Origin of the sequence: Streptomyces aurantiaciflavus (genome assembly GCF_049808595.1) — a bacterium.
Classification (GTDB): Bacteria; Actinomycetota; Actinomycetes; order Streptomycetales; family Streptomycetaceae; genus Streptomyces.
Window position 1 is genome coordinate 214,383 of sequence record NZ_JBNCAQ010000002.1, and the last position, 20,093, is coordinate 234,475.

General features: G+C 71.4%; 14 protein-coding genes. 7 read left to right on the plus strand and 7 right to left on the minus strand.

Features of this window, described 5'->3' with window-relative positions; genetic code table 11:
• Window positions 1-41: 41 nt before the first annotated feature.
• Together ACPT94_RS02760 and ACPT94_RS02765 are read left to right on the plus strand one after the other, a co-directional pair.
• Window positions 42-689: a TetR/AcrR family transcriptional regulator gene (locus ACPT94_RS02760; RefSeq protein WP_425244983.1), complete on the plus strand. Its 648-nt coding sequence runs from the start codon at window positions 42-44 to the stop codon at window positions 687-689.
• A gap of 302 nt (window positions 690-991) precedes the next feature.
• Window positions 992-2,608: an MFS transporter gene (locus ACPT94_RS02765; protein WP_425244984.1), complete on the plus strand. Its 1,617-nt coding sequence runs from the start codon at window positions 992-994 to the stop codon at window positions 2,606-2,608.
• Window positions 2,609-2,771: 163 nt separating this feature from the next.
• Here ACPT94_RS02765 and ACPT94_RS02770 read toward each other — a convergent pair whose 3' ends face one another.
• The 5 genes from ACPT94_RS02770 to ACPT94_RS02790 form a co-directional block, all read right to left on the minus strand.
• Window positions 2,772-3,215, minus strand: coding sequence for a PhzF family phenazine biosynthesis protein (locus tag ACPT94_RS02770; RefSeq protein WP_425244985.1), 444 nt, complete (start codon window positions 3,213-3,215; stop codon window positions 2,772-2,774).
• Between the two features lie 52 nt (window positions 3,216-3,267).
• On the minus strand, window positions 3,268-4,716 hold the full coding sequence (locus ACPT94_RS02775) for a cytochrome P450 (protein WP_360330539.1): 1,449 nt from the start codon (window positions 4,714-4,716) through the stop codon (window positions 3,268-3,270).
• Between the two features lies 1 nt (window position 4,717).
• Window positions 4,718-5,809: a terpene synthase family protein gene (locus ACPT94_RS02780; RefSeq protein WP_425244986.1), complete on the minus strand. Its 1,092-nt coding sequence runs from the start codon at window positions 5,807-5,809 to the stop codon at window positions 4,718-4,720.
• Entirely contained in the window at window positions 5,806-6,912 is a 1,107-nt protein-coding gene (locus ACPT94_RS02785; protein WP_360330533.1) for a polyprenyl synthetase family protein, read from the minus strand. The genes ACPT94_RS02780 and ACPT94_RS02785 overlap by 4 nt, the downstream gene beginning before the upstream one ends.
• A gap of 299 nt (window positions 6,913-7,211) precedes the next feature.
• Window positions 7,212-9,992, minus strand: coding sequence for an ATP-binding protein (locus ACPT94_RS02790; RefSeq protein ID WP_360330530.1), 2,781 nt, complete (start codon window positions 9,990-9,992; stop codon window positions 7,212-7,214).
• A 294-nt stretch (window positions 9,993-10,286) separates the two neighbouring features.
• Between ACPT94_RS02790 and ACPT94_RS02795 the strand changes: the two genes are divergently transcribed.
• Window positions 10,287-10,571 carry a hypothetical protein gene (locus tag ACPT94_RS02795; protein WP_360330527.1) on the plus strand — a complete coding sequence of 95 codons (285 nt, stop codon included), beginning with the start codon at window positions 10,287-10,289 and terminating at the stop codon, window positions 10,569-10,571.
• 359 nt (window positions 10,572-10,930) lie between these two features.
• Here the strand turns inward: ACPT94_RS02795 and ACPT94_RS02800 are convergent, their stop codons facing one another.
• The gene (locus tag ACPT94_RS02800; RefSeq protein ID WP_360331134.1) at window positions 10,931-11,953 is read right to left on the minus strand and encodes a LacI family DNA-binding transcriptional regulator; all 1,023 of its coding nucleotides are present in this window, start codon (window positions 11,951-11,953) and stop codon (window positions 10,931-10,933) included.
• Between the two features lie 364 nt (window positions 11,954-12,317).
• On the minus strand, window positions 12,318-13,325 hold the full coding sequence (locus ACPT94_RS02805; protein ID WP_425244987.1) for a hydroxyacid dehydrogenase: 1,008 nt from the start codon (window positions 13,323-13,325) through the stop codon (window positions 12,318-12,320).
• Window positions 13,326-13,671: 346 nt separating this feature from the next.
• Here ACPT94_RS02805 and ACPT94_RS02810 point away from each other — a divergent pair, with 346 nt between their 5' ends.
• The 4 genes from ACPT94_RS02810 (at window position 13,672) to ACPT94_RS02825 (ending at window position 20,013) form a co-directional block, all read left to right on the plus strand.
• Window positions 13,672-14,997, plus strand: a complete 1,326-nt coding sequence (locus ACPT94_RS02810) for an ABC transporter substrate-binding protein (RefSeq protein WP_425244988.1) — start codon at window positions 13,672-13,674, stop codon at window positions 14,995-14,997.
• Window positions 14,998-15,225: 228 nt separating this feature from the next.
• A complete protein-coding gene (locus ACPT94_RS02815; protein WP_425244989.1) occupies window positions 15,226-16,179 on the plus strand; it encodes a carbohydrate ABC transporter permease in 954 nt (317 codons plus the stop codon).
• Window positions 16,176-17,075 carry a carbohydrate ABC transporter permease gene (locus tag ACPT94_RS02820; RefSeq protein ID WP_425244990.1) on the plus strand — a complete coding sequence of 300 codons (900 nt, stop codon included), beginning with the start codon at window positions 16,176-16,178 and terminating at the stop codon, window positions 17,073-17,075. The genes ACPT94_RS02815 and ACPT94_RS02820 overlap by 4 nt, the downstream gene beginning before the upstream one ends.
• Window positions 17,076-17,088: 13 nt before the next feature.
• Window positions 17,089-20,013: a Tat pathway signal sequence domain protein gene (locus ACPT94_RS02825; RefSeq protein WP_425244991.1), complete on the plus strand. Its 2,925-nt coding sequence runs from the start codon at window positions 17,089-17,091 to the stop codon at window positions 20,011-20,013.
• The last annotated feature ends 80 nt before the right edge of the window (window positions 20,014-20,093 follow it).

Here is a 20,093-nt window from a genome sequence, read left to right on the forward strand (position 1 = left end):
CCGTACTGTCGTTCGCCGTCGTGATCCATCGAGGTACGTCCGTGACCAAGCCCGTCGCCCGCGAGCCGCAGCGACGCAATTCGCGCTCCAACCGGGCGCGCATCCTGGCCACGGCCCGCCGGGAACTGGGGCGGAACCCGGACATCACCCTGAAAGAGCTGGCGCGGGCCTCCGGTGTCGTGCGGCGCACCCTCTTCGGGCACTTCCCCGGACGGGCGGCGCTGCTGGAGGCGCTGGCCGAGGAGGCCTCCGAGAGCCTGCGGGGCGCGGTGGCGGCCGGGGTGAAGCCGTCGGAGCCGGCCGAGCGGGCCCTCGCGTACTTCTCGTTGTCGATCTGGCCCGTGGGCGACCGCTACCGGATGCTCCTGGCGCTGGCCCGGCACGACCTGGGCGCGGAACGCGTCGCCGAGATCATCGAGCCGGCCCGAAACGAGGTCACGGCCATCCTGGAGCGAGGCCAGCGCGACGGCGTCTTCCACACGCACCTGCCGCCCGTGGTGCTCAGCGCCGGCCTCGAGGCGATGACGATCGCCCTGCTGGAGGAGGTCAACACCGGGGCGCTGGAGGACGACGGGACCCGGGCGGCCGTCGCCACGCTCATCGCGGCCGGTGTGCCCGAGCAGCAGGCGTGCGCCGTGGTCGACGCCGTCGTCTCCACGGTTGCCGAGGGGACCGCCGCCGACGGTTGACCCGTGGCACGGCGCGGCCCGCCACAAGGGCCACGACAGGACCCCGGCGCGAGGCGCCGGGGTCTTTTTTCTGCCGTTCCGCCGGGCAGCGGGCGCGCGGAGCGTGAACCCTCCTCCCCGGGTTACCTGGGGACCCTGTGGCCGGAACGAGCGGGACGGGGACGAGCGGGACACCGGGGCTCATGACGCCGAGGGGCCGGGCTGGAAGGGAGAGCCGAGATATTTGCACACCGCTGAGCAACAAACTACTCTGCACATCGATGGGCAATTAACTCGTCCTTCGTATCCCCCTGGAGCCTGCGATGCCCTTGCTCGCGAACACACCCGTCGAGAAGATGACCGGCCCGTACTCACGCCGCTGGTTCGCCCTGCTCGTGCTCTGCCTGAGCCTGCTGATCGTCGTCATGGCGAACACCTCGCTGATCGTGGCCGCGCCCGACATGACCAAGGACCTGGGCCTGAGCAGCAGTGACCTGCAGTGGGTCATCGACGGCTACACCGTCCCGTACGCCGCGCTGATGCTGGTGCTGGGCTCGATCGGCGACAAGTACAGCCGTCGCGGCGCGCTCGTCACGGGACTGGTGATCTTCGCGGGCGGCTCGGTGATGGGCAGCCTGGTCGAGGAGACCGCGCTGGTCATCACGGCACGCGCGATCATGGGCGTCGGCGCGGCCGTGGTCATGCCGGCCACGCTGTCGCTGCTGGTCGCCATCTTCCCGAGGGCGGAGCGCGCCAGGGCCATCACGGCCTGGACCGCCACCTCCGGTCTCGCCATCGCGGTCGGCCCGCTGGTCGCCGGCTGGCTGCTGGAGGACCACGCCTGGGGCACGACCTTCCTGATCAACGTCCCCATCGCCGTCCTGGCCGTCGTCGGCGCACTGGCCCTGGTGCCGCCGTCCAGGGCGGCGGGCATGGGCCGGATCGACTACGCCGGCGGCCTGCTGTCCATCGTCTCCGTCGGCTCCCTGGTCTACGCGACGATCGAGGGCCCGCACTTCGGCTGGGACGCCGGCCCGATCGCCGCCGCCGTCGTCGCCGGCGCCGGCCTGCTGGCCTTCGTCGCCTGGGAGCTGCGCCATCCGCACCCCATGCTGGACGTGCGCAGGTTCGCCCAGCGGCCGTTCGGCGGCTCCATGCTCGCGGTGCTGTTCTTCTTCTTCGGCACCTTCGGCGCGCTCTACTACGCCACCCAGTACCTGCAGTTCGTCCTCGGCTACGGTCCGCTGGAGACCGGCATACGACTGCTGCCGCTGGCCGGCGCGGTCTTCGCCGGCGCCGCCGTCACCGGCCGGCTGACCCCGAAGCTCGGCGTGCGGGCCATGGTCGGCGCCGGAATGGTGATCGGCACCGCCGGCGTCCTCCTCCTCACACAGATCGACAAGGGCTCCACCTACACCGACTTCCTGGCGCCGCTGATGATGCTGGGCTTCGCGATCGGGCTGAGCGTGTCCCCGGCCACGGACACCATCATGGGCTCCTTCCCCGAGTCCGAGCTGGGTGTGGGCGGCGGCGCCAACGACACCGCGCTGGAGCTGGGCGGCGCCCTCGGCATCGCGATCCTCGGCTCACTGCTGGGCACCGCCTACCGCGACAAGCTCACCGGCCTGGTCGGAGGCAACCTCCCGGCCGCCGCGCTGGAAACGGCCAAGGACTCGGTGGGCGGCGGCCTCGCGGTCGCCGAGGAGGTCGCGAAGAACCCCGCCGGCGGTGCCCAGCAGGCACAGGCCCTGATCGACGCGGTGCACGAGTCCTTCGCCCACGGCGTCGCCCGGACCAGCCTCGTCGGCGGGATCATCATGGCCGTCGGGACGCTGATCGTCCTCGCCGTACTGCCCGGCCGCCGCGGCGCCGGCGAGCAGCGGCCGCAGGAGCCGGCGGCGCAGGACCGCGAGGCGGAGTACAGCGACTCCGTCCGGTAGCACCGGCTCGCCCCGGCAAGGAGCACCTCCCCGGAACCGCCGCTCATCGCCGAGTTCCTCGACGGCGCCGGAGCCGCAGGGACACTCGACTCGTCGGCTTGACCGCAGCGGACAGCCCCAGCCCCATGCGCGGATCGCAGAAGAGGACGGTCCAGTCGTCGCCTCAGTGTCCGTCGCGGACCACCGCCAACCCGCCGACCCGGGTCGTGATGCCCGCCGGCCCGCGTCGGGCCGAAGCGAGCACGCTGGCCGGTCGACCGAGGGTGTCACCCTGCTCCACCTCGATCGCGACCGTCTGCGCCCCTGTCGTGTCGAGCAGGTGGGCGGCCAGGCAGCCGGTGCTGTTGGCGTTGGCGACGTCCTCGTCGACACCGATCGCCGGCGCGAACATCCGCGCCGCACCCGGTCGGTCGCCCACCGGCGGTACGTACACGAAACAGCCGAGGAGCCCGTACCGACGGCACGCCGCTGTCAGCCTGCCGAGGTGTGGGCGGACTCGGAGCAGCGCCGCCCGGTCGTGGACCGGTACCAGCATGCGGGGTGAGGACGTGCTGATCCGGCCTGGTTCGGCTCTGCCACCGGGATTTCCTGTACCGCAACTACTCACACCCGATGACCATGGTGGCGGCGGTCCTGACGGCGATCGCCACCGTGGACCATCACCTGGCGTCCCGAGAGGCCTCCGACTCGGGCCTCCCGGAGGAGCCCGATGTCGGCTGACGTCGCCGGGGGAGCATGAGGAGCGGGCCGGGGCCCAGGGACGCCTTCGGCGTCGGCCGGATCGTCGTGCCGGGCACGGGCCGCAGCTGCCAGCGCGCGCAGACGGCGGCCAGCGCGAGTGTCGCCTCGGCCATGCCGAAGGCGTCACCGATGCATTTGCGGCTTCCCGCGCTGAAGGGCAGCAGCGCGGAGCGCTGCGCCGGCGACACACGCTCGGGCAGCCAGCGGTCGGGGTCGAAGCGCCCCGGGGCGCGGAACACACCGGGGTCGCGGCCGAGGACGTAGGGGCTGAACAGGACGATCGTGCCGGGGGCGAGCGGCTGTCCGGCCAGCTCGGTCGCGGCGGTGGTCGTCCGGGTGAGGATCCAGGCGGGCGGATACAGACGCAGCGCCTCGGTGACGGCGCGCCGGGCGCAGTCGAGCTCGGGCAGGTCGGGGAAGGCGGGCATCAGCCGTCCGTCGAGGACACGGTCGACCTCTTCCTGCACCGCCCGTTCCGCCTGCGGGTGCCGGCTCAGCAGATGCAGGGCCCAGCCCAGGGCGTTGGCGGTCGTCTCCGTTCCGCCGATCAGCATCGTCATGACCTGGTCGCGGATCTCGTCGTCGGTGAAGCGCCTGCTGCTCTCGTCGTCCCGGGCGCCGAGCAGGATCGACAGGACGTCGTCGTACTCCGCCCCGGCGCTGCGGCGGGCCCGGACGGTCTCGTCGATGACCGCGCACAGCCTCGCACGCGCGTGGTCGAACCGCCTGTTCTCCGGGGTGGGGAGCCGGTGCAGCGGCCCGATCGGCGCGATCATGCGCCGGTAGACGCCTTCGAAGATGACGGGCAGACAGTGCTGCACCTCGGCGACGGCCCGGCTGTCCATCGTCGTGGAGAGCAGCGTGCGCATGGTGACGCGGATCGTGAGGGCGTGCAGCGCGGCATTGAGGTCGACGACGCGGTCCTCCTTCCACGCCGAGAGCACGGCGTCGACCTCCTCGCACATCACACGGGCGTACGACGCCATCCGGCCGGGGTGGAAGGCGGGTTGCACGAGCCGGCGCTGGACGCGGTGCTCCGCCCAGCCCGAGGTGACCAGGCCGTTGCCCACCAGCAGCCGGGCCGCGTCGAACAGCGGGCCGCCCTTGTCGAACGTCCGCGGGTCCAGCAGGACCTGCTGGACGAGCTCGGGCCGGCAGACCAGGTACGCCCGCAGCGGGCCGAGACGCACCTCGACCAGGTCGCCGTGGGCCGGCAGGGAGGTGAGGAACCGCAGCGGCCGGCGCAGGAGGGGGATCGCGTGGCCGAGAAGGGGGAGCGGGCCGGGCGCGGTGGCGGCCGTCGTCGGCGCGGCGCCGGCCCGGGCCCGCCGCCGGGAGCCCGGCCAGGGGTGTCGGATCGCTGTCACTTCAGCTCCTCGTCATGGACGGCGCGGACCGCCGGGTGCCGCCCGCGAGCGAGGCGTCGGCATCGGGGGCAGGGCCGCGGTGCGGCCGGAACCGGGTCACGGGCGCGGTGAGGCTGAGCCAGCCCGACGTGGAGCCGTCCCAGACGTAGCCGTCGCCGAAGTAGCGGGGCGTGAGGTACTCGAACTCCTGGCTGCCACCGATGCAGTGGTCCAGTGCCCGCAGGTAGGCGCGGAGGTCCGGGCGGGAGCCGTGCGGCCCGTCCAGCAGCCGGTCCCGTGCCGCGAGATACGCCTTCTCATGGTGCTCGACCCACCCGCACAGCTGGTCCACCGACTGCTGCAGACCGAGCCCCTCACGCTCGATGAGCACGCGGACCAGCGTCATCTTGTCCCCCTGGGCATGCTCCTTGCGCCACGACAGCAGATCGTTGACGATGATCATCTGCCGCATCGCGTGCGTGTGGACGTCCCCGAGCAGCCCGTCGTGGGCGGTCATGTCGACCTCGGCCGCGTACTCGGTCATCAGCCGGATGAAGTCGCAGCCGAAACTGTCCAGGCGCACGGCCATACAGGTCTCGTAGTCCGGCACGCGGTCCGTCAGCTTGAAACCGATCTCGGTGGCGCACCCGTGCAGAAACGCCTCCAGCGCGTCGGCGAACCGCCGGACCTGCGCGGGGGAGAGCCCCGGACCGATGCGCCGCCAGAGCTCCTGGCCCGCGCGAGCGTACGGGAGCCGCTCGCCGCCGCCCCGGCCTCCGTGGAAGTCGGTCATGATGCCGGCGAACACCGCGCGGGCGCCGGACTCGTCGGCTCCCAGCGCCGAACGGTCCGACACGGCACTGTCTATGACGGTGACGTACTGGTACCAGTCGGTGACGTCCAGCGCCCGCCGCTCGTCGGCGTCCGGCACGGTCAGGGGCCCGTACAGACCGTTGCGTTGACGGAGGAAGGAGAGCAGATCGTCCTCGCCGACGAAGCAGCCGCCGAGCAGGCGGCGCACCCAGCCGTTGGACCGGAACTCGATCTGGGCGGCCTTGGGGTGGTAGGCCACGGGGAGCAGCCGGGGCAGCTCGGGCAGATAGAACTCGGTCATGACGTCCTCGCCGAGAGTGCGAAGGTGAGCCGGCGCAGAACCGCGGTGGCGGCCTCGGGGAAGGCGGCGCGGTCGAGGGCGGCCAGCGCACGGCGGCAGCGGCGGGCGATCATGCGCTCGACCGCTGCGCGGGCGCCCGTGGCCTCCAGCACGCCCCGCACGGCGTCGGCCTGCTCCTCGGTGAGGTCGGGGCGGCCCACCAGAGACCGCAGCAGCCGCAGTTGCCCCTGATCGGCCCGTGCGACGGCGAGCGCCAGCAGAACGGTGCACTTCCCTTCCCGGAAGTCGTCGATGGCCGGCTTCCCCGTCGTCGCCGGGTCGCCGAAGGCTCCCAGCAGGTCGTCGCGCAGCTGGAAGGCCTCCCCGACCGGGAGGGCGTAGGCGGTGCAGGCGTCGGCGACCGCGGTGGAGCCGCCCGCCAGCGCGCCGCCGAGGTGCAGCGGGCGCTCGACGGTGTACTTCGCCGTCTTGAAGCGGATGAGCCGCAGGGCGTGGGCGAGATCGCCGACCGGCCTGCCGATGCCGAGGAGGTCCAGGTACTGGCCGAACACGACCTCCGTACGCATCGTGTCGATCACCGGGAGGGCCGCCCGCATCTGCTCGGGCGTGAGCGACGTGTGCAGCAGTTCGTCGGACAGGGTCAGGGCGAGGTCGCCGAGCAGGACGGCCGCGTTGCGCCCGAACCGGTCGGCGTCGCCGGGGCCGCCGCGGCTTCGGTGAAGGTCCGCCAGCGACCGGTGGACGGTCGGACGCCCCCGGCGCAGATCGCTGTCGTCCATGACGTCGTCATGGACGAGGGCGAAGGTGTGGAACAGCTCGAGCGACGCCGCCGCCCGTACCACCGGCTCCGGGTCTCCCCGGCCGCCCGCGGCGTACCAACCGCACAGACACATCAGCGGCCGGATGCGTTTGCCGCCGGCGAAGAGGAATCCGTGCAGGGTGTCGATGAGTTCTCGCAAGGCGGGTGCCGCCGAGTGCCGTTTGACCGCGAGTGTTTCCGCGAGTACCGCGTCGACCGCCTGCCGGACGTCCCGAAGGGCCGGTGCGGTGTCGGTGAGGGCGGGCGGGCAGCAGCCGTCCGTACCCGTCGCAGCGATGAGCATTTCCCCTCCCGGGGAGCGAGACCAGGACCATGGGGGGTGGGGAGCGGACGCTCCCGTGACTGTCGCGCGTGAGGGATACTGCGCGGCTCGCCGCTCGAAGAAACCGAACACGGCGGCCCACGGCACGTCAGGCCCCACCAACTGGCGCACGGTCCCGCGCGCACGTCCGCACGTGCGCCGTTCACTCCCGGGAGGGCTGCCTTCCGCTACGGCGGACGGTGTTCTTCCGCGTTCTTCGGCTTCTTCGGGCTTCTTCCCGGTTCTTCCGGCTTCTTCCGGCTTCTTCCGGGTTCTTCCGGCTACGGCGCCTCGTGCGGCGGCACGTCCAGGCGGCGCGGACTCAGCCCGGCCGCGACGAGTTCGTCACGGGCCTGCGCCGCCACGCCTCCGGCGCCGCACCGGCCGGCGAGTTCCACACCCCGGTACAGCGGTCCCGCGGCCTCCGTGACATGCCCGGCGCGACGCAGCGCCGTTCCGAGTTCGACCAGGGCGCTCGCGCGCTCGTACGACGACGGCGCCGTCTCCAGCACGCCGGCGGCCCGCCCCAGCAGGGCGATGCCCTCGGGCCCCTCGGTCACCCTGGCGAGCACACGCATCGCCTGTCCGACCGCTGTCGCCGTACCGAACCGCTCGGCGCGCCTGAGCGCGTCCCGGGCGAGTTCCAGCGCCTGGGCGGGCTCCGTCCGGCGCGAGGCGAGCGCCAGCTGGGGCAGCCACGGACACCACGCCGGGTTGCGCATGCCGCGCAGGTCGAGGCGGTGTCCCACCTCGGTCAGCTCCTCGGCCGCCTCCTTCTCCCTGCCGCGTGCCAGCAGCAGCTCGCCGTGGACGGCCTGGACGTCGGGAAGCGTCACCACCGACGGGAACGGCTTGCCGAACCGGCGGCTCACGGCCAGCTCCTCGGCGGCCGCGGAATCGCCCCGCGCGATCAGGATCTCGATCAGGCCCGCGAGCGCGTACCACTGCGCGTGGACACCCGCCGGTCCCAGCCGTTCGGCCAGCTGAAGCCCGGCACGCACGAAGTCCTCGGCGTCGGTGAGCCGGCCCGTCCGGAACCGGATGTAGCCCAGCAGGCTGTAGCCGAGCGCGAGGTGCACCCCGCGCCAGCCCTGGTGCTCGTACTCAGCGATGGCACCCGCGTACAGCTCCTCGGCCCGATGCGGCCGGTCGCAGTACAGGAAGGTGAGAGCCACCAGCGACGGGACCTCGAAGCCCCACTCCTCGTCCGTCCAGTGCATCCCCTCGGACCCCAGCGCCCGTTCGGCGTACCGCACGGCGGTCTCCGCCGGCTCGCCGCGCACCATCGCGTTCCACGCCCGCAGCCCGAACAGGTAGCGCTCGGTCCGGCTGCGGCCGGACAACCGCCGGGTGAGCTGGGCGAGCCGCCGGGACAGGACGGGGACTTCCCGGCTGTGCGAGGTGATCCCCGCCACCATGAAGTGCTCCATGAACATGCGCAGCCGCATACGCGAGTCGGTGGCCCTGCCGGCCTCCCGGGTCGCCGCGTCCGACGCCTCGGTCAGCCGGTCGCAGTGGGCCAGCGCCCGCATGAGGCGGATCACGATGCTCTGCCGCAGAGCCGACGGCAGATCGGGCTCCTCCAGCGCGGCCCGCAGATGGTTCACCGTCGTGGTCGGGTCCTGCATCAGCGCCGGGGAGCCGAGTTCGTACAGCACGGTGGCCCGCAGCTCCGCGGGCGGAGGCTCGCACAGGGCGCGGACCAGACAGCGCCGGGCGGCGTCCGGAGCGCCACGGCGCAGGTACTCCCGTGCCGCTTCGTGCAGTTGCTCCGCGGCCCAGGTGTCCCCCTCCGGCTGCGTCTCCAGCAGATGCCGCGCCGCCGCGGCCGGGCCCTGCCCCGCCTCGACGAGCTCCCAGGCGGCCTTGCCGTGCAGGGCCACGCGCGTCGGGGTGGGAATGCCCCGGTAGATCGCCGTCGCGATGAGCGGATGCACGAACTCCAGCGTCGGGCCGTACGTCAGGATCCGCTCGGCCCGCAGTACGTCCGCGGCCTGGGTGAACTCGGCCTGGCCGAGCGCCGCCAGAGACGCGGCGAGGCATCCGGTCGCCTCCGAACCGAGGACGGCCACCGCCCAGGACAGCCGGATCGCGGCCTGGCCCAGATCGTGCAGCCGGTCCACCAGGCCGCCGCCCCAGGTCTCGGCGGCGAGATCCCGCAACGCGTGCGCGTTCTCCCGGACCGGAGCCAGACGGCGGTCGCCGACCATCGCCACCAGCTCCACCGTCTCGAACGGGTTGCCGCCGGTCACCAGCCAGGCCTCCTGGCAGAAGTCGTCCTCGACCTCCGTGTCCAGGCCCTTGCGCAGGAGGTCCGCGACGGCGCTGGGGCTGAGCGGCGCCAGGTCCAGCGGACGGACCCGGCTCCGCTCGGCCGTCTCGATGAACTCGGCCGCCTCCTCGCCGAGTTCGTCCGGGCGGTAGGCGACCACCATCAGCACCGGCAGCTCCTCCACCCGCCTCGCGAAGGAGGTGAGCCACGCCACCGATTCCGCGTCCGCCCAGTGGAGGTCGTCCACGGTGAGGACCAACGGCCCGCGCTGGACGGCGACATGGGTGACGATCCAGTCCAGGCCGTCCCGCACACCCTGCGGATCGGGCGCCGCACCCTCCGTCGCGGGAGGGCACAGCCCGACACACGGGCCCACGATGCCGTACCAGTCGCCCAGCGCCTCGCGGCGCTCGCTCTCGGAGTACGAGGCCAGCAGCGGCTGGAACAACTGGCGCACCACATGGAACGCGAGGCTCTGTTCCTGCTCGACGCCCTTGGCGGACAGTCCCGTGCACTCCCGTTCGGCCGCGCGGCGGCGCACCTCGTTCAGCAGGGTCGTCTTGCCCCCTCCGGCGGGTCCCGTGAAGGCCAGCAGTCCGCCGCACCGCTCCGAGGGAATCGCCGTCCGCGCCGTCGAGCGACCGATCACGGCATCCAACGCGGCCTGGGCGGTGGCCAGTTCCGCGTCCCGCTCCAGAGTCCTCGGCAGCTTCCGCACACCCTGCCCGCGCGGTGTGCCCGCCGCCGTCCGGGTCGCCACCCGCAGCGGGTCGGCCTCATCGGTGACCACCGGTTTCCCCTCCCGGCACGGTGCGGCCCAGCACATCGGCGATGCGCCGGCTCGACATCGACAGAGCGTATCGGTCGTGTAGCGGTCAGCGACCGTACTGCGACCTCTTCGTATTGTCAGGAAATCTCGTGAGCGGGCTCCCGCGCTCTGCCGACCTCCCGCCGGTGCGGGTGTACCCACCCGAAAGCGAGCCCGGTTCGGCGCGGATCGGCACCGGGGTCCACCTTCGGGTAGAGACGCCTTTCCTGCCGACGGCCGATGAGGGGGCGCACGGCCGCCGGAATGCTGGTGGTCATGACCTTCACCTCACTCGTCATCGCGCTCAGCATCGTCGTGATCTTCGCCTCCTCGGCCTTGTCGATGTCCAATGAGCCGCCGTTCTGGATGGTGCTGATCGTCTGTCTGGCCACCTATCCGCTCAGCACCGCGCTCCTCGGCCTGCCCGGACTCGCCGAGGTCGGCCGGGGGTTCGTGGGCGAGTGGAGCGTTCGGTTGGCGGTGGCGAGCGAGGTCACCGCACTCCTGAGTTTCTTCGTCGGCAGGAGCGGGCGCGGCGCCCGTACCCGTGCCGCCGACTGAACGGCGCCCTGCCGGCGCCGCATGCACCACGTCCGGGAGCGGAGGCCGCCACCGCGACGCGCGCGACCGTCGACGGTGGAAGAGCGGAAGAGCGGAAGAGCGGCGTCGGCGGCTTCGCCAGATGGGCCACGGAGGCGAAGGCCCTGGCGACGGGGGGAGAGACCTGCGCGGCCAGGGCGACACCGCGGACGGGCGGACCGGCCTGCCCCTCGCGCCTCGTACTACGGCGAGCGGCGACTTCGGTGGGCGGTTTCGCCGTCCTCACTCGCCTGCGCGCCGACGCCGGCCACGCCGTGTTCCGACCCCGTGGCGCCGTGCAGAAGGTCCCGGAAAAGCCCCTGGAAACCGACGGAGCCGCGTCACGCGTTCACCGGACGCACCGAATCCCGGATCACGAGCTGCGTGCTCAGCACGACGTGGTCGTCGGAGGCGAAACCCACCTCCCGTTCCAGGGCCAGGCGTACGGCGGTGCGGCCCAGCTCCTCGTACGGGACGCGGATCGTGGTGAGGGCCGGAGTCAGGTCGGCGGCGAACGGGACGTCGTCGAAGCCGACCAGGGACACGTCGCGCGGGACGCGCAGACCGGCCTCGCGCAGGGCGGCCAGCGCCCCCAGGGCGACCATGTCGGACCCCGCGAAGACCGCCGTGAACTCCACTCCGGCGTGCAGCGCCTCCCGGGTGCGCAGGTAGCCCGACTTCCGGGTGTAGTCCCCGAAGGTGTCCAGCTCCTGCTCGTACGGCGTGCCGTGGGCGCGCAGGGCGTCACGGTGGCCGAGGCGGCGCTCCTCCGCGCTGCTGAAGCCGGGGGAGCCGCCGAGGAAGAGGACGCGCCGGTGTCCGGCCGTCAGCAGGTGCGCGGTGGCCTGGAAGGCGCCGCCGCGGTTGTCGTAGTCCACGACCGTCGCCGGGACGCCGCCGGGCAGTGGCGGCCGACCGCACAGCACCAGCCGGGATCCCGCGGAGTCCAGAGCCGTGGCGTAGCCGGCCATCCGGCGGTGGTAGGCGTCGTCCGTCACGGTGCCGCCGACGAGGATGACCGCCGCCGCGTGCTGTTCCCGCATGAGCTGGACGAGATCGTCCTCCCGCTCCGTGTCGCCCTGGGTGGAGCAGACCAGGCTGAGGCGACCCCGGCTGCCGGCCTCCTGCTCCACTCCCGCGGCCACGTGGGCGAGCGACGGGCCCGTGATGTCCCTGAGGACGAGGGCGACGGGGCCGGCGACGCGCCCGGAGAGCGCCTTGGCATGGACGTTCACGACGTAGTGGAGGGAGTCGACGGCGGCCATGACCCGCTCCCTCGTTTCCGCGGACACCGGGTAGTTGCCCGCCAGAGTCCGGGAAACGGTTGCTACGGAGACACCGGCCTTCGCGGCGACGTCGCGGATGGTGCTCGGCCGGTCGGCCGCCCTTCCCTTCCTCCTCGCCCTCTTCACGGCTGGCCCGCCGGACGGGCCTTCTTCCTCGTCTGTCACGGCCACGACGTTACTGCATCGAGTCTGTCCTGCGAGCCCGCGGGTGAGAAACGCGGGCTACCCGCTCAGTAAACGATTTCTGCCCTCGCCTCCCGCTGCGCGGCAGACGCTGCTGCCACAACGTTCACCCCGGCGCCGTAGCGAGGCCCGTACCCCCGCCCGTGGTCGGCCGGAGCAGGCCATGGGCGCAGGTCAGAGGCCACAGACCGCTGAACACGAGAAGCGGCGCCCTTGTGGTCGCCCGGCCGCCGACCGGTGCCACCGCGCCCGGCCCGGATCAGGCGCTGTTGACCAGATCGGCCTGGCGCACGGTATGGGTGAGCGGTGATCCCGCGCGGAGCAGCGTCAGCTCGTCCACGACGGTGCGTCCGAGCCGCTCCAGCTCGTTGCCGAGCGAGCCGGCGAGGTGCGGGGTCAGGAAGACGTTGGGCAGTGCGTACAGGGGCGAGGTCGCGGGCAGCGGCTCCGGTTCCGTCACGTCGAGCACCGCGCTGATCCGCCCGCCGACCAACTCGTCCTGGAGCGCGCCGTGTTCGACGAGCGCGCCCCGCGATGTGTTGACGAGGACCCCGCCGTCCGGGATCAGCGCGAGCCGCCGGCGGTCGAGCATGCGGTAGGTCTCGGGGGTGTCGGGCGCGTGCAGGCTGACGATGTCGGCGGTGCGCAGCAACTCGTCCAACGGCAGGGGCGCGGCGCCCAGCGCGGCGGCCTCGGCGTCGTCGACGTAGGGGTCGTGCAGCGTGACCGTGAAGTCGAAGGGGCGCAGCAGCTCCAGGACCCGCCGGCCGACCCGGGAGGCGCCGATGATCCCGACCCGTCGGCCGAGGTTGCCGACGGTCGCGTAGTCGCCGGGGGTCGGGAAGGTGCGCTCGTTCCGGAACCGCTCCCTGAGGCCGAACACGTCCTTGCCGGCGAACAGGATCGCGGCGAGCGTGTACTCCGCGACCGGCAGCGCGTTGGCGTCGACCGCGCTGGAGACGGCGATCCCGCGCTCCCAGACCGCGTCGCCGACCCAGCCGCGCACGCTGCCGCCGGCGTGCAGCAGGGCCCGCAGCCCGGGCGCGGCCGTCAGCGCGTCCGTGTCGACGCGAGGGCAGCCCCAGCCGGTGATCAGCACCTCCGCCTCCGCCAGGACCTCGGCCACTCCTGGATCGGCGAAGTCCCGTACGACCAGCGCGGGATCGATCCGGGCCAGCGACCGGAGCCGGGTCATGAGCGGGGGCGGGAAGAGTTCGGGAAGGTGCACCGGGTTCATGGCGAACACGGCGCGGGGCGGCTGCGGCATGGGCGGTGATCTCCAACTGAGGAGGAAAAAGCTCAGTAACCGTATTCCACGCTAAGGACTGTCCTGTCGGCCGGTCAATGCTCTCGCAAGGTGAACCTGTCTGTCGTCCTCGGCTCCCTCAAATCGACACATACGGAAAAACCCAGGTAGACGGCGGGGGCCGGTTACGTCGGCGAAAGCTTGCGGAAACACGCGACTCCGTCCCTCTTGCGGAAAGCAGCCCCGGAGTCCTACGGTCCCACAGCAAACGGTTACACAACAGATGACCGTCCCCTCGCTTCCTCACTCCTGCCGCCCGCGCGCTTCTCCCCACCGCAGGCGCTGTCCCGCCTTTTCCGGAGGACCGATGAGCACCATCCCCAAGAGAGCCCTGGCCGGCGCGGCTGCCGCCCTCTCCCTGTCCCTCGTCCTGGCAGCCTGCGGCGGCGGTGACGACACCGACTCGGCGGGCAGGACCAGGAAGGGCGACGTCACCCTGGAGTTCTGGAGCTGGACCGAGGGCATCTCGGACCAGGTCGCGGTGTGGAACAAGGAACACCCCGAGACCCAGGTGAAGTTCGTCAACGCGGCCGGCGACACCGTCTACCAGAAGCTGCGCGCCGCGATCACCTCCGGCAACGCTCCCTGTCTGTCCAAGATGGACGGGATGAACCTGGCGAACTTCGCCGCCGACGGCCTGCTCACCGACATCACGAAGGTCGCCGCCCCGTACAGGTCCCGCTACACCACCCCCGCCTGGAACTCCGTGAGCCCCGGCGGCCTCACCTACGGCATCCCCACCGGTTCCTCGCCGCTGTTCACCGCCTACCGAGCCGACCTGTTCCAGAAGTACGGCATCCAGGCGCCCAAGACCTGGGACGACGTGATCGCCGCCGGCAAGGCCGTGCAGAAGAAGGACAAGAAGGTCAAGATCTTCAACATGGCCGGTGAGGACCCCAGCACCCTCGTCGACCTGTCCTGGCAGGCCGGAGCCCAGTGGTACCGGATGGCCGGCGACCACTGGGAGATCGGCTTCACCTCGCCCGAGGCGCTCGAGGCGGGCGACATCGTGCAGCAGCTCGTCGACAATGACCTCGCCTCGAACGCCTCCTACCAGGACCCGGGCGTCTTCAAGACCTGGGACCTCGGCAAGACGATCATGATGACGACGTCGACCTGGCAGCTGCCGATCTACGACACCAACTTCCCGAAGTCCAAGGGCCGGTGGCAGCTGGCCGACGCCCCGGTCTTCGACCCGGCCAAGCCGCAGACCTCCAGCAACTTCGACGTCACCGCCGTACTCAAGGGCTGCGAGTACCCCGACCGCGCCGCCCAGTTCGCCGCCTGGCTGTCCAGCAGCAAGGAGTCGCTGACCGCGCTCACCGACCCCAAGTCCAAGTCCGGTCTCTTCCCGGCGGTCAAGGACGTGTCGCCGTACGTCGACAAGATCATCCCGACCGAGATGTTCAACGGGAAGTCCGACAGCGCCCAGGTGATCACGACCGCTGCCTCCCGGGTCGGTGACCAGTGGCAGTACGGGCCGGACTACGCGGCCATGTACTCCGAGATGCAGAAGCAGTGGGGCCAGGTCATGAAGAAGCAGCTCACCGTCAAGGAGATGCTGACGCACCTTCAGGACTGGGTGCTCGCCGACCTGAAGAAGAAGGGCGTCAAGGCCGTCGCCGCCGGCTGACCCGACCCGCGTCCGGCGGTGACCCGACCCGCGTGCGGTGGTGATCCGTCCCTTGCCCGGGAGGGGATCCGCCCCGCGCCCCCGGATCCGACCCGCGTGCGGCGGTGATCCGCCCCGCGTCCGGTGGTGATCCGTCCCCTGCCCGGCAGGGGATCCGCCCCGCGTGCCCGGGGACCCGCCCCACACCCAGCCGCGGACCCGCCCAGCACCCCACCTGGAGAGACACCCGTGTCCACCCTGACGCGACCGCCCGCGGTCGCCACCGACGCCCCGGCCCGGCGGACCTCCCCCCGCCGGGCCGGGAAGCGGGGAGCCTACAAGGGCCTGCTGTTCATGCTGCCCTTCCTGATCGGCTTCCTGGCCACCTACGTCCTGCCGATCGCCTACGCCTTCGGCCAGAGCCTGCACGAGAAGAAGAGCAGCGGTATCGGCTTCGGTCCGACCAAGGTCGTCTTCACGGGCTTCGCCAACTTCTCGGCGATCCTCTCGGACGACACCTTCTGGGCCGGCGTGCTGCGCACACTGCTCTTCGGCGGTGTGCAGATCGTGGTCATGCTCGGCATCTCGCTGCTGCTGGCCCTGCTGCTGGACGGCGTCGCGGCACGGGCGGTCCGCTTCTTCCGCGCGGGTCTCCTCGTCCCGTACGTCATTCCGGGTGTGGTCGCGACGCTGATCTGGCTGTTCCTGTACAGCCCGACCGCCAGCCCGATCCTGGACGTGGCCGACAGGGCAGGCGCGCACTTCACCTTCTTCGGCGGCCTCAACACCTACCTCTCGCTGGGCAATCTGCTCACCTGGCAGGGCATCGGCTTCAACATGATCCTGATCTCCGCCTCCCTGCAGGCGCTGCCCCGCGAGCTGTACGAGGCGGCCCGCCTCGACGGGGCGAAGGAGTGGCGGATCGCCTGGTCGATCAAGGTGCCGAACATCACCGGGATCCTGGTGCTGACCGGCATGTTCTCCCTCATCGGCCGGCTCCAGCTGTTCGCCGAGCCGCTGTTCCTTCGGTATGTGGCACCGGAGTCGATCAGCACGAACTTCACGCCGATGCTGGAGATCTTCGACCGGGCGTTCAAGACCGGCGACTACCAGTACGCCGCCGCCGAGTCGCTGGTCCTCGCGGTGGTCACCGGCATCCTCGCCTTCGTCTTCTACCGCGTCACGAACAGGAAGATGTCATGAGCAGCGCCACCACATCCGCACGCCCCACCAAGGCCACCGGCGCCTCGGGAGGCGGTGTGCGCCCGAGCCGCCGCGCGATCGCCCTGACCACCGGCCTGCTGATCGTCTTCCTGCTCTACTCCCTGGCCCCCACCTGGTTCCTGCTCGTCGCGTCGACCAAGAGCCAGAGCGACCTGTACTCCACGTTCGGCCTGTGGTTCTCCTCGAACCACTTCGCCGGCAACATGCGGGCGGTCTGGGACTACCACGACGGTGTCTTCGGCCGCTGGATCCTCAATTCCGTCCTCTACTCGACCGTCGGCGCCGCGGGTTCCACACTGATCTCCCTCGCCGCCGGGTACGGCCTCGCCAAGTACGAGTTCCGCGGCCGCGGCGCCCTGTTCGGGGTCATCGTCGGCGCCTCACTGCTGCCGAGCACCCTGCTGGCGTTCCCGCTGTACCTGGTCTTCGCCGAGATCGGCCTGACGAACACCGTCTGGGCCGTGCTGGTCCCGTACTTCATCAACCCGTTCGGGGTCTATCTCGGCAAGGTCTACGCCGACACCTCGGTACCGGCCGAGCTGATCGAGGCGGCCCGCATCGACGGCGCCACCGAGCTGCGGATCTTCGCCTCGATCGCGCTGCGGCTGATGCGCACCGGCGGCGTCACGATCTTCATGCTCGACTTCATCAACATCTGGAACAACTTCTTCCTGCCGCTGTTCATGCTCAACGGCGAGCGCAGCTTCCCCGTGACCCTGGGGCTCTTCTCCTGGGTGCAGCAGGCGCAGACCTCGCGCGACATGAACACCCTCGTCCTCACCGGATCACTGCTGTCGATCGTTCCTCTCGCGGTCTTCATGTTCGCGCTCCAGAAGTACTGGCGCAGCGGAATCCTCATGGGCAGCCTCAAGTAAAGGACTCAGAGCCGTGTCCCACGCCCCCGCACGCCGTGACGTGCTCAAGTACGCCGGGACGGCCGGTGCCGCCGTCGCCGTCCTCGGCCTGCCGTCCGCGCCGTCGGCCGTCGCCGCCGAGGACTCTCCCGGAAGACGCGAACCGGCCCCCCTGGACATCGTTGTCTTCGGCGACGCGGACTCCGAGGCCGCGCACCGCCTCACCGCCACCCTCTCCGACACGGTCACCGGCGGACTCGGCCAGAGCGCCCGGGTCCTCAACCCGACCACTCCGGCGTCGTACTGGGGCGGCACGCTGAAGTTCGACGTCGCCGTCTGCCCGACCGGCACCACGTACGTCACCGTCCGGCTGTGGGGCGACGACCACGACGACACCTCCGAGGAGGCCGCGTCCGGCACCGGCATGTGGCGGCTGCAGCTCTTCTGCGAGGGCAAGCAGGTCGGCTACCAGGACCAGGGCGCCGTCGACAGCCTCGACATCCTCGACACCGCCCCGCGCACCCCGGGCCGCTTCTTCTTCCACACCCTGCCGCTGCCGGAGAAGACGACCGCCGGCAAGGACAAGGTGACGCTGGAGATCCGTGCCATGGGCCGCATCTGGTCCTACGGCCAGAACCAGGCCCAGCTGTACTACAACATGACCACGCCGTCGCGCGGCATCTACCGCCTCTACACCCACACCGACCCCTACTTCGTGCCGCCCAAGGGCGAGGTCCAGGGCACCGCGCCCGAGGCCAAGGCCCGCACGGGCGGCGAGGAGGTCCTCGACGCCATCAAGGCGCGGGTGCAGAAGGACCAGAAGAACCTCCTCACCACCGCGAACCCGTCCACCCTGGACGGCTGGGCGATGCAGTCGCTGGCCGAGGGCTACCTCTGGTCCGGCAGCCCCGCCTACCGGAACCCGCAGGCGGTGGACCGGGTGCTGCAGGCCATCGACGGCCGGTACATGGCCTGGAAGTCCGACTCCACCGTGATGACCGGCTCCGACCAGCAGTGGCAGGGCTTCGGCCGGGTCGGCCTCGTACTGGCCCTGCTGTGGGAGCATCTCGGCGACCGCCTGAACGAGCGGGTCACCGGCTCGCCGTACGCCATCGCCAACCCCGGCTTCGAGGCGGGCGCCGACACGCCCACCGCCTGGCAGATGCCCGGCTGGGCCACCGCCGGCGGCGGCACCTGGGCCCGCGACACCACCGTCTCCCGCTCCGGCTCCGCCTCCCTCAAGCTCCAGGTCGCCACCACGAACGGTTACAGCTACGTCAACTCCGGCGTCAGGGTGCGGATCGGCTCCGGCACCTACACCTACGGAGCCTGGATCAGGACCGACGGTGTCACCGGTCTCGGCGCCCACATCGACCCGCTGTTCTACGACGCGAACGGCAAGCTGGTCGGCAGCGACCACAAGGTGTACGCGAGCAAGGGCACCCACGACTGGGAGTTCGTCAGGTTCGTCTTCGACACCCCGGCCGGCGCGACCCAGATGGAGATGCACCTGCGGCTCAACGGCCCCGGCACCGCCTGGTTCGACGACGTCACCCTCGTGGCCCCCGCCGACACGACCACCCCCGTGCCGCCGGTGCGCAAGGACGCGTACGTCGACATGCTGAAGTCCAGCCGGGACTACTGGCGGCAGCACTTCCCGCACTACAGCAACCAGGCACAGATCTGCGCCATCGGCCTCTACCAGACCAACCGCGGCCTGAGGCTCCTCGCCCCGGAGTTGGCCCTGCCCGAGGACAGGGCCCGCGACTACCTGTACCAGTCGATCGGCATGGTGCCCTACCTCGGTCCGGAGGACGCCGACGGCAACCCCACCAAGCCGCTCGGCGACGACTACTACCAGGTCACCAGGGCGGGCCTGACCCGCGAACTCGGCTACGTCGGCAGCTACGGCGAGGTCATCGACTGGCTGGTGATGATGTACGAGTCCGTCACCAGGGGATACGGCGGCCAGGAAGCCCCCGAACTGCGCGACCACATGGTCAGGATGACCAAGGCGCGCGGGAAGTTCCGGGTCATCGACGTCGACCGGGACCACTGCCGGATCTCCCGCATCGAGACCGTCATCGGCTGGCGCAACGAGGTCTACCCCGGCGAGACCGCCTACGCCTCCCGCACCGCCTGGGACTCCAACCCCGTGATGTCCGCCGCCGTCTTCAAGGACCCCGACATCGTCGGCTGGACGCAGGAGATGGTCGCCGACGGCCAGCTCTACCCGCAGCTCCACCTCCAGGCCACCCACACCTGGACCCGCGTGGGCCTGAACGCCCTGCGGTTCCTCTCCCGCGACTGGGACGAGTTCCGGTCCCTGGCCGCCCGCCCCGGCCGCATCCCCACCGACTGGGACCAGCCCGACTTCGTCCTCACCGACGAGGAGAACGGCTGCGTGGCCGTCAAGAACGGCAAGGAACTCCTGTTCGCCTCCCTCTACTTCCGCTCCCGTCAGGGCGTGAACAACTACGCCCGCGTCCACCACGTCACCCCCGTCGACCAGCGCTCGGCCACCATCCGGGAGCGCTCCGCCGGAACCACCGACAACACCTTCACGGCCCGCGACTGGGTCCTGTGGGACTACGCCATCAACGACCCCGGCGCCTCCCACATCCCGCCCGGCGGCTTCCCGCCGCCCGGCGACACCCTCCACCAGGCCCTGGCGGGCGACGTCTACCGCCTCGCCCCCGTCCCCGACGACATCCCCGACCCCACCCTCGGTGTTTACTTCGACGGCGTCGAGACCATGCTCGTCGGCCGTGCGCCCTTCTACCTGTGCGAGTACGGCGACTACCTCGTCGCCATGAACACCAGCACCGACAAGACGGTCACCCTGCCCGCCCGCCAGGACTTCGGCCCGGCCCGCGACCTCGCCACGGGGAAGACGATCGGCGCCGGCGTACGCCCGAAGCTGGGCCCGCGCAGCACGCTCGTGCTGTACCGGGGCTGATCCGACCGGCGGGGGGGGGGGGGGGGGGGGGGGGGCCCCCCCCCCCCCCCCGCCGGGGGGGGGGGGCAGCCGCCGGGGGG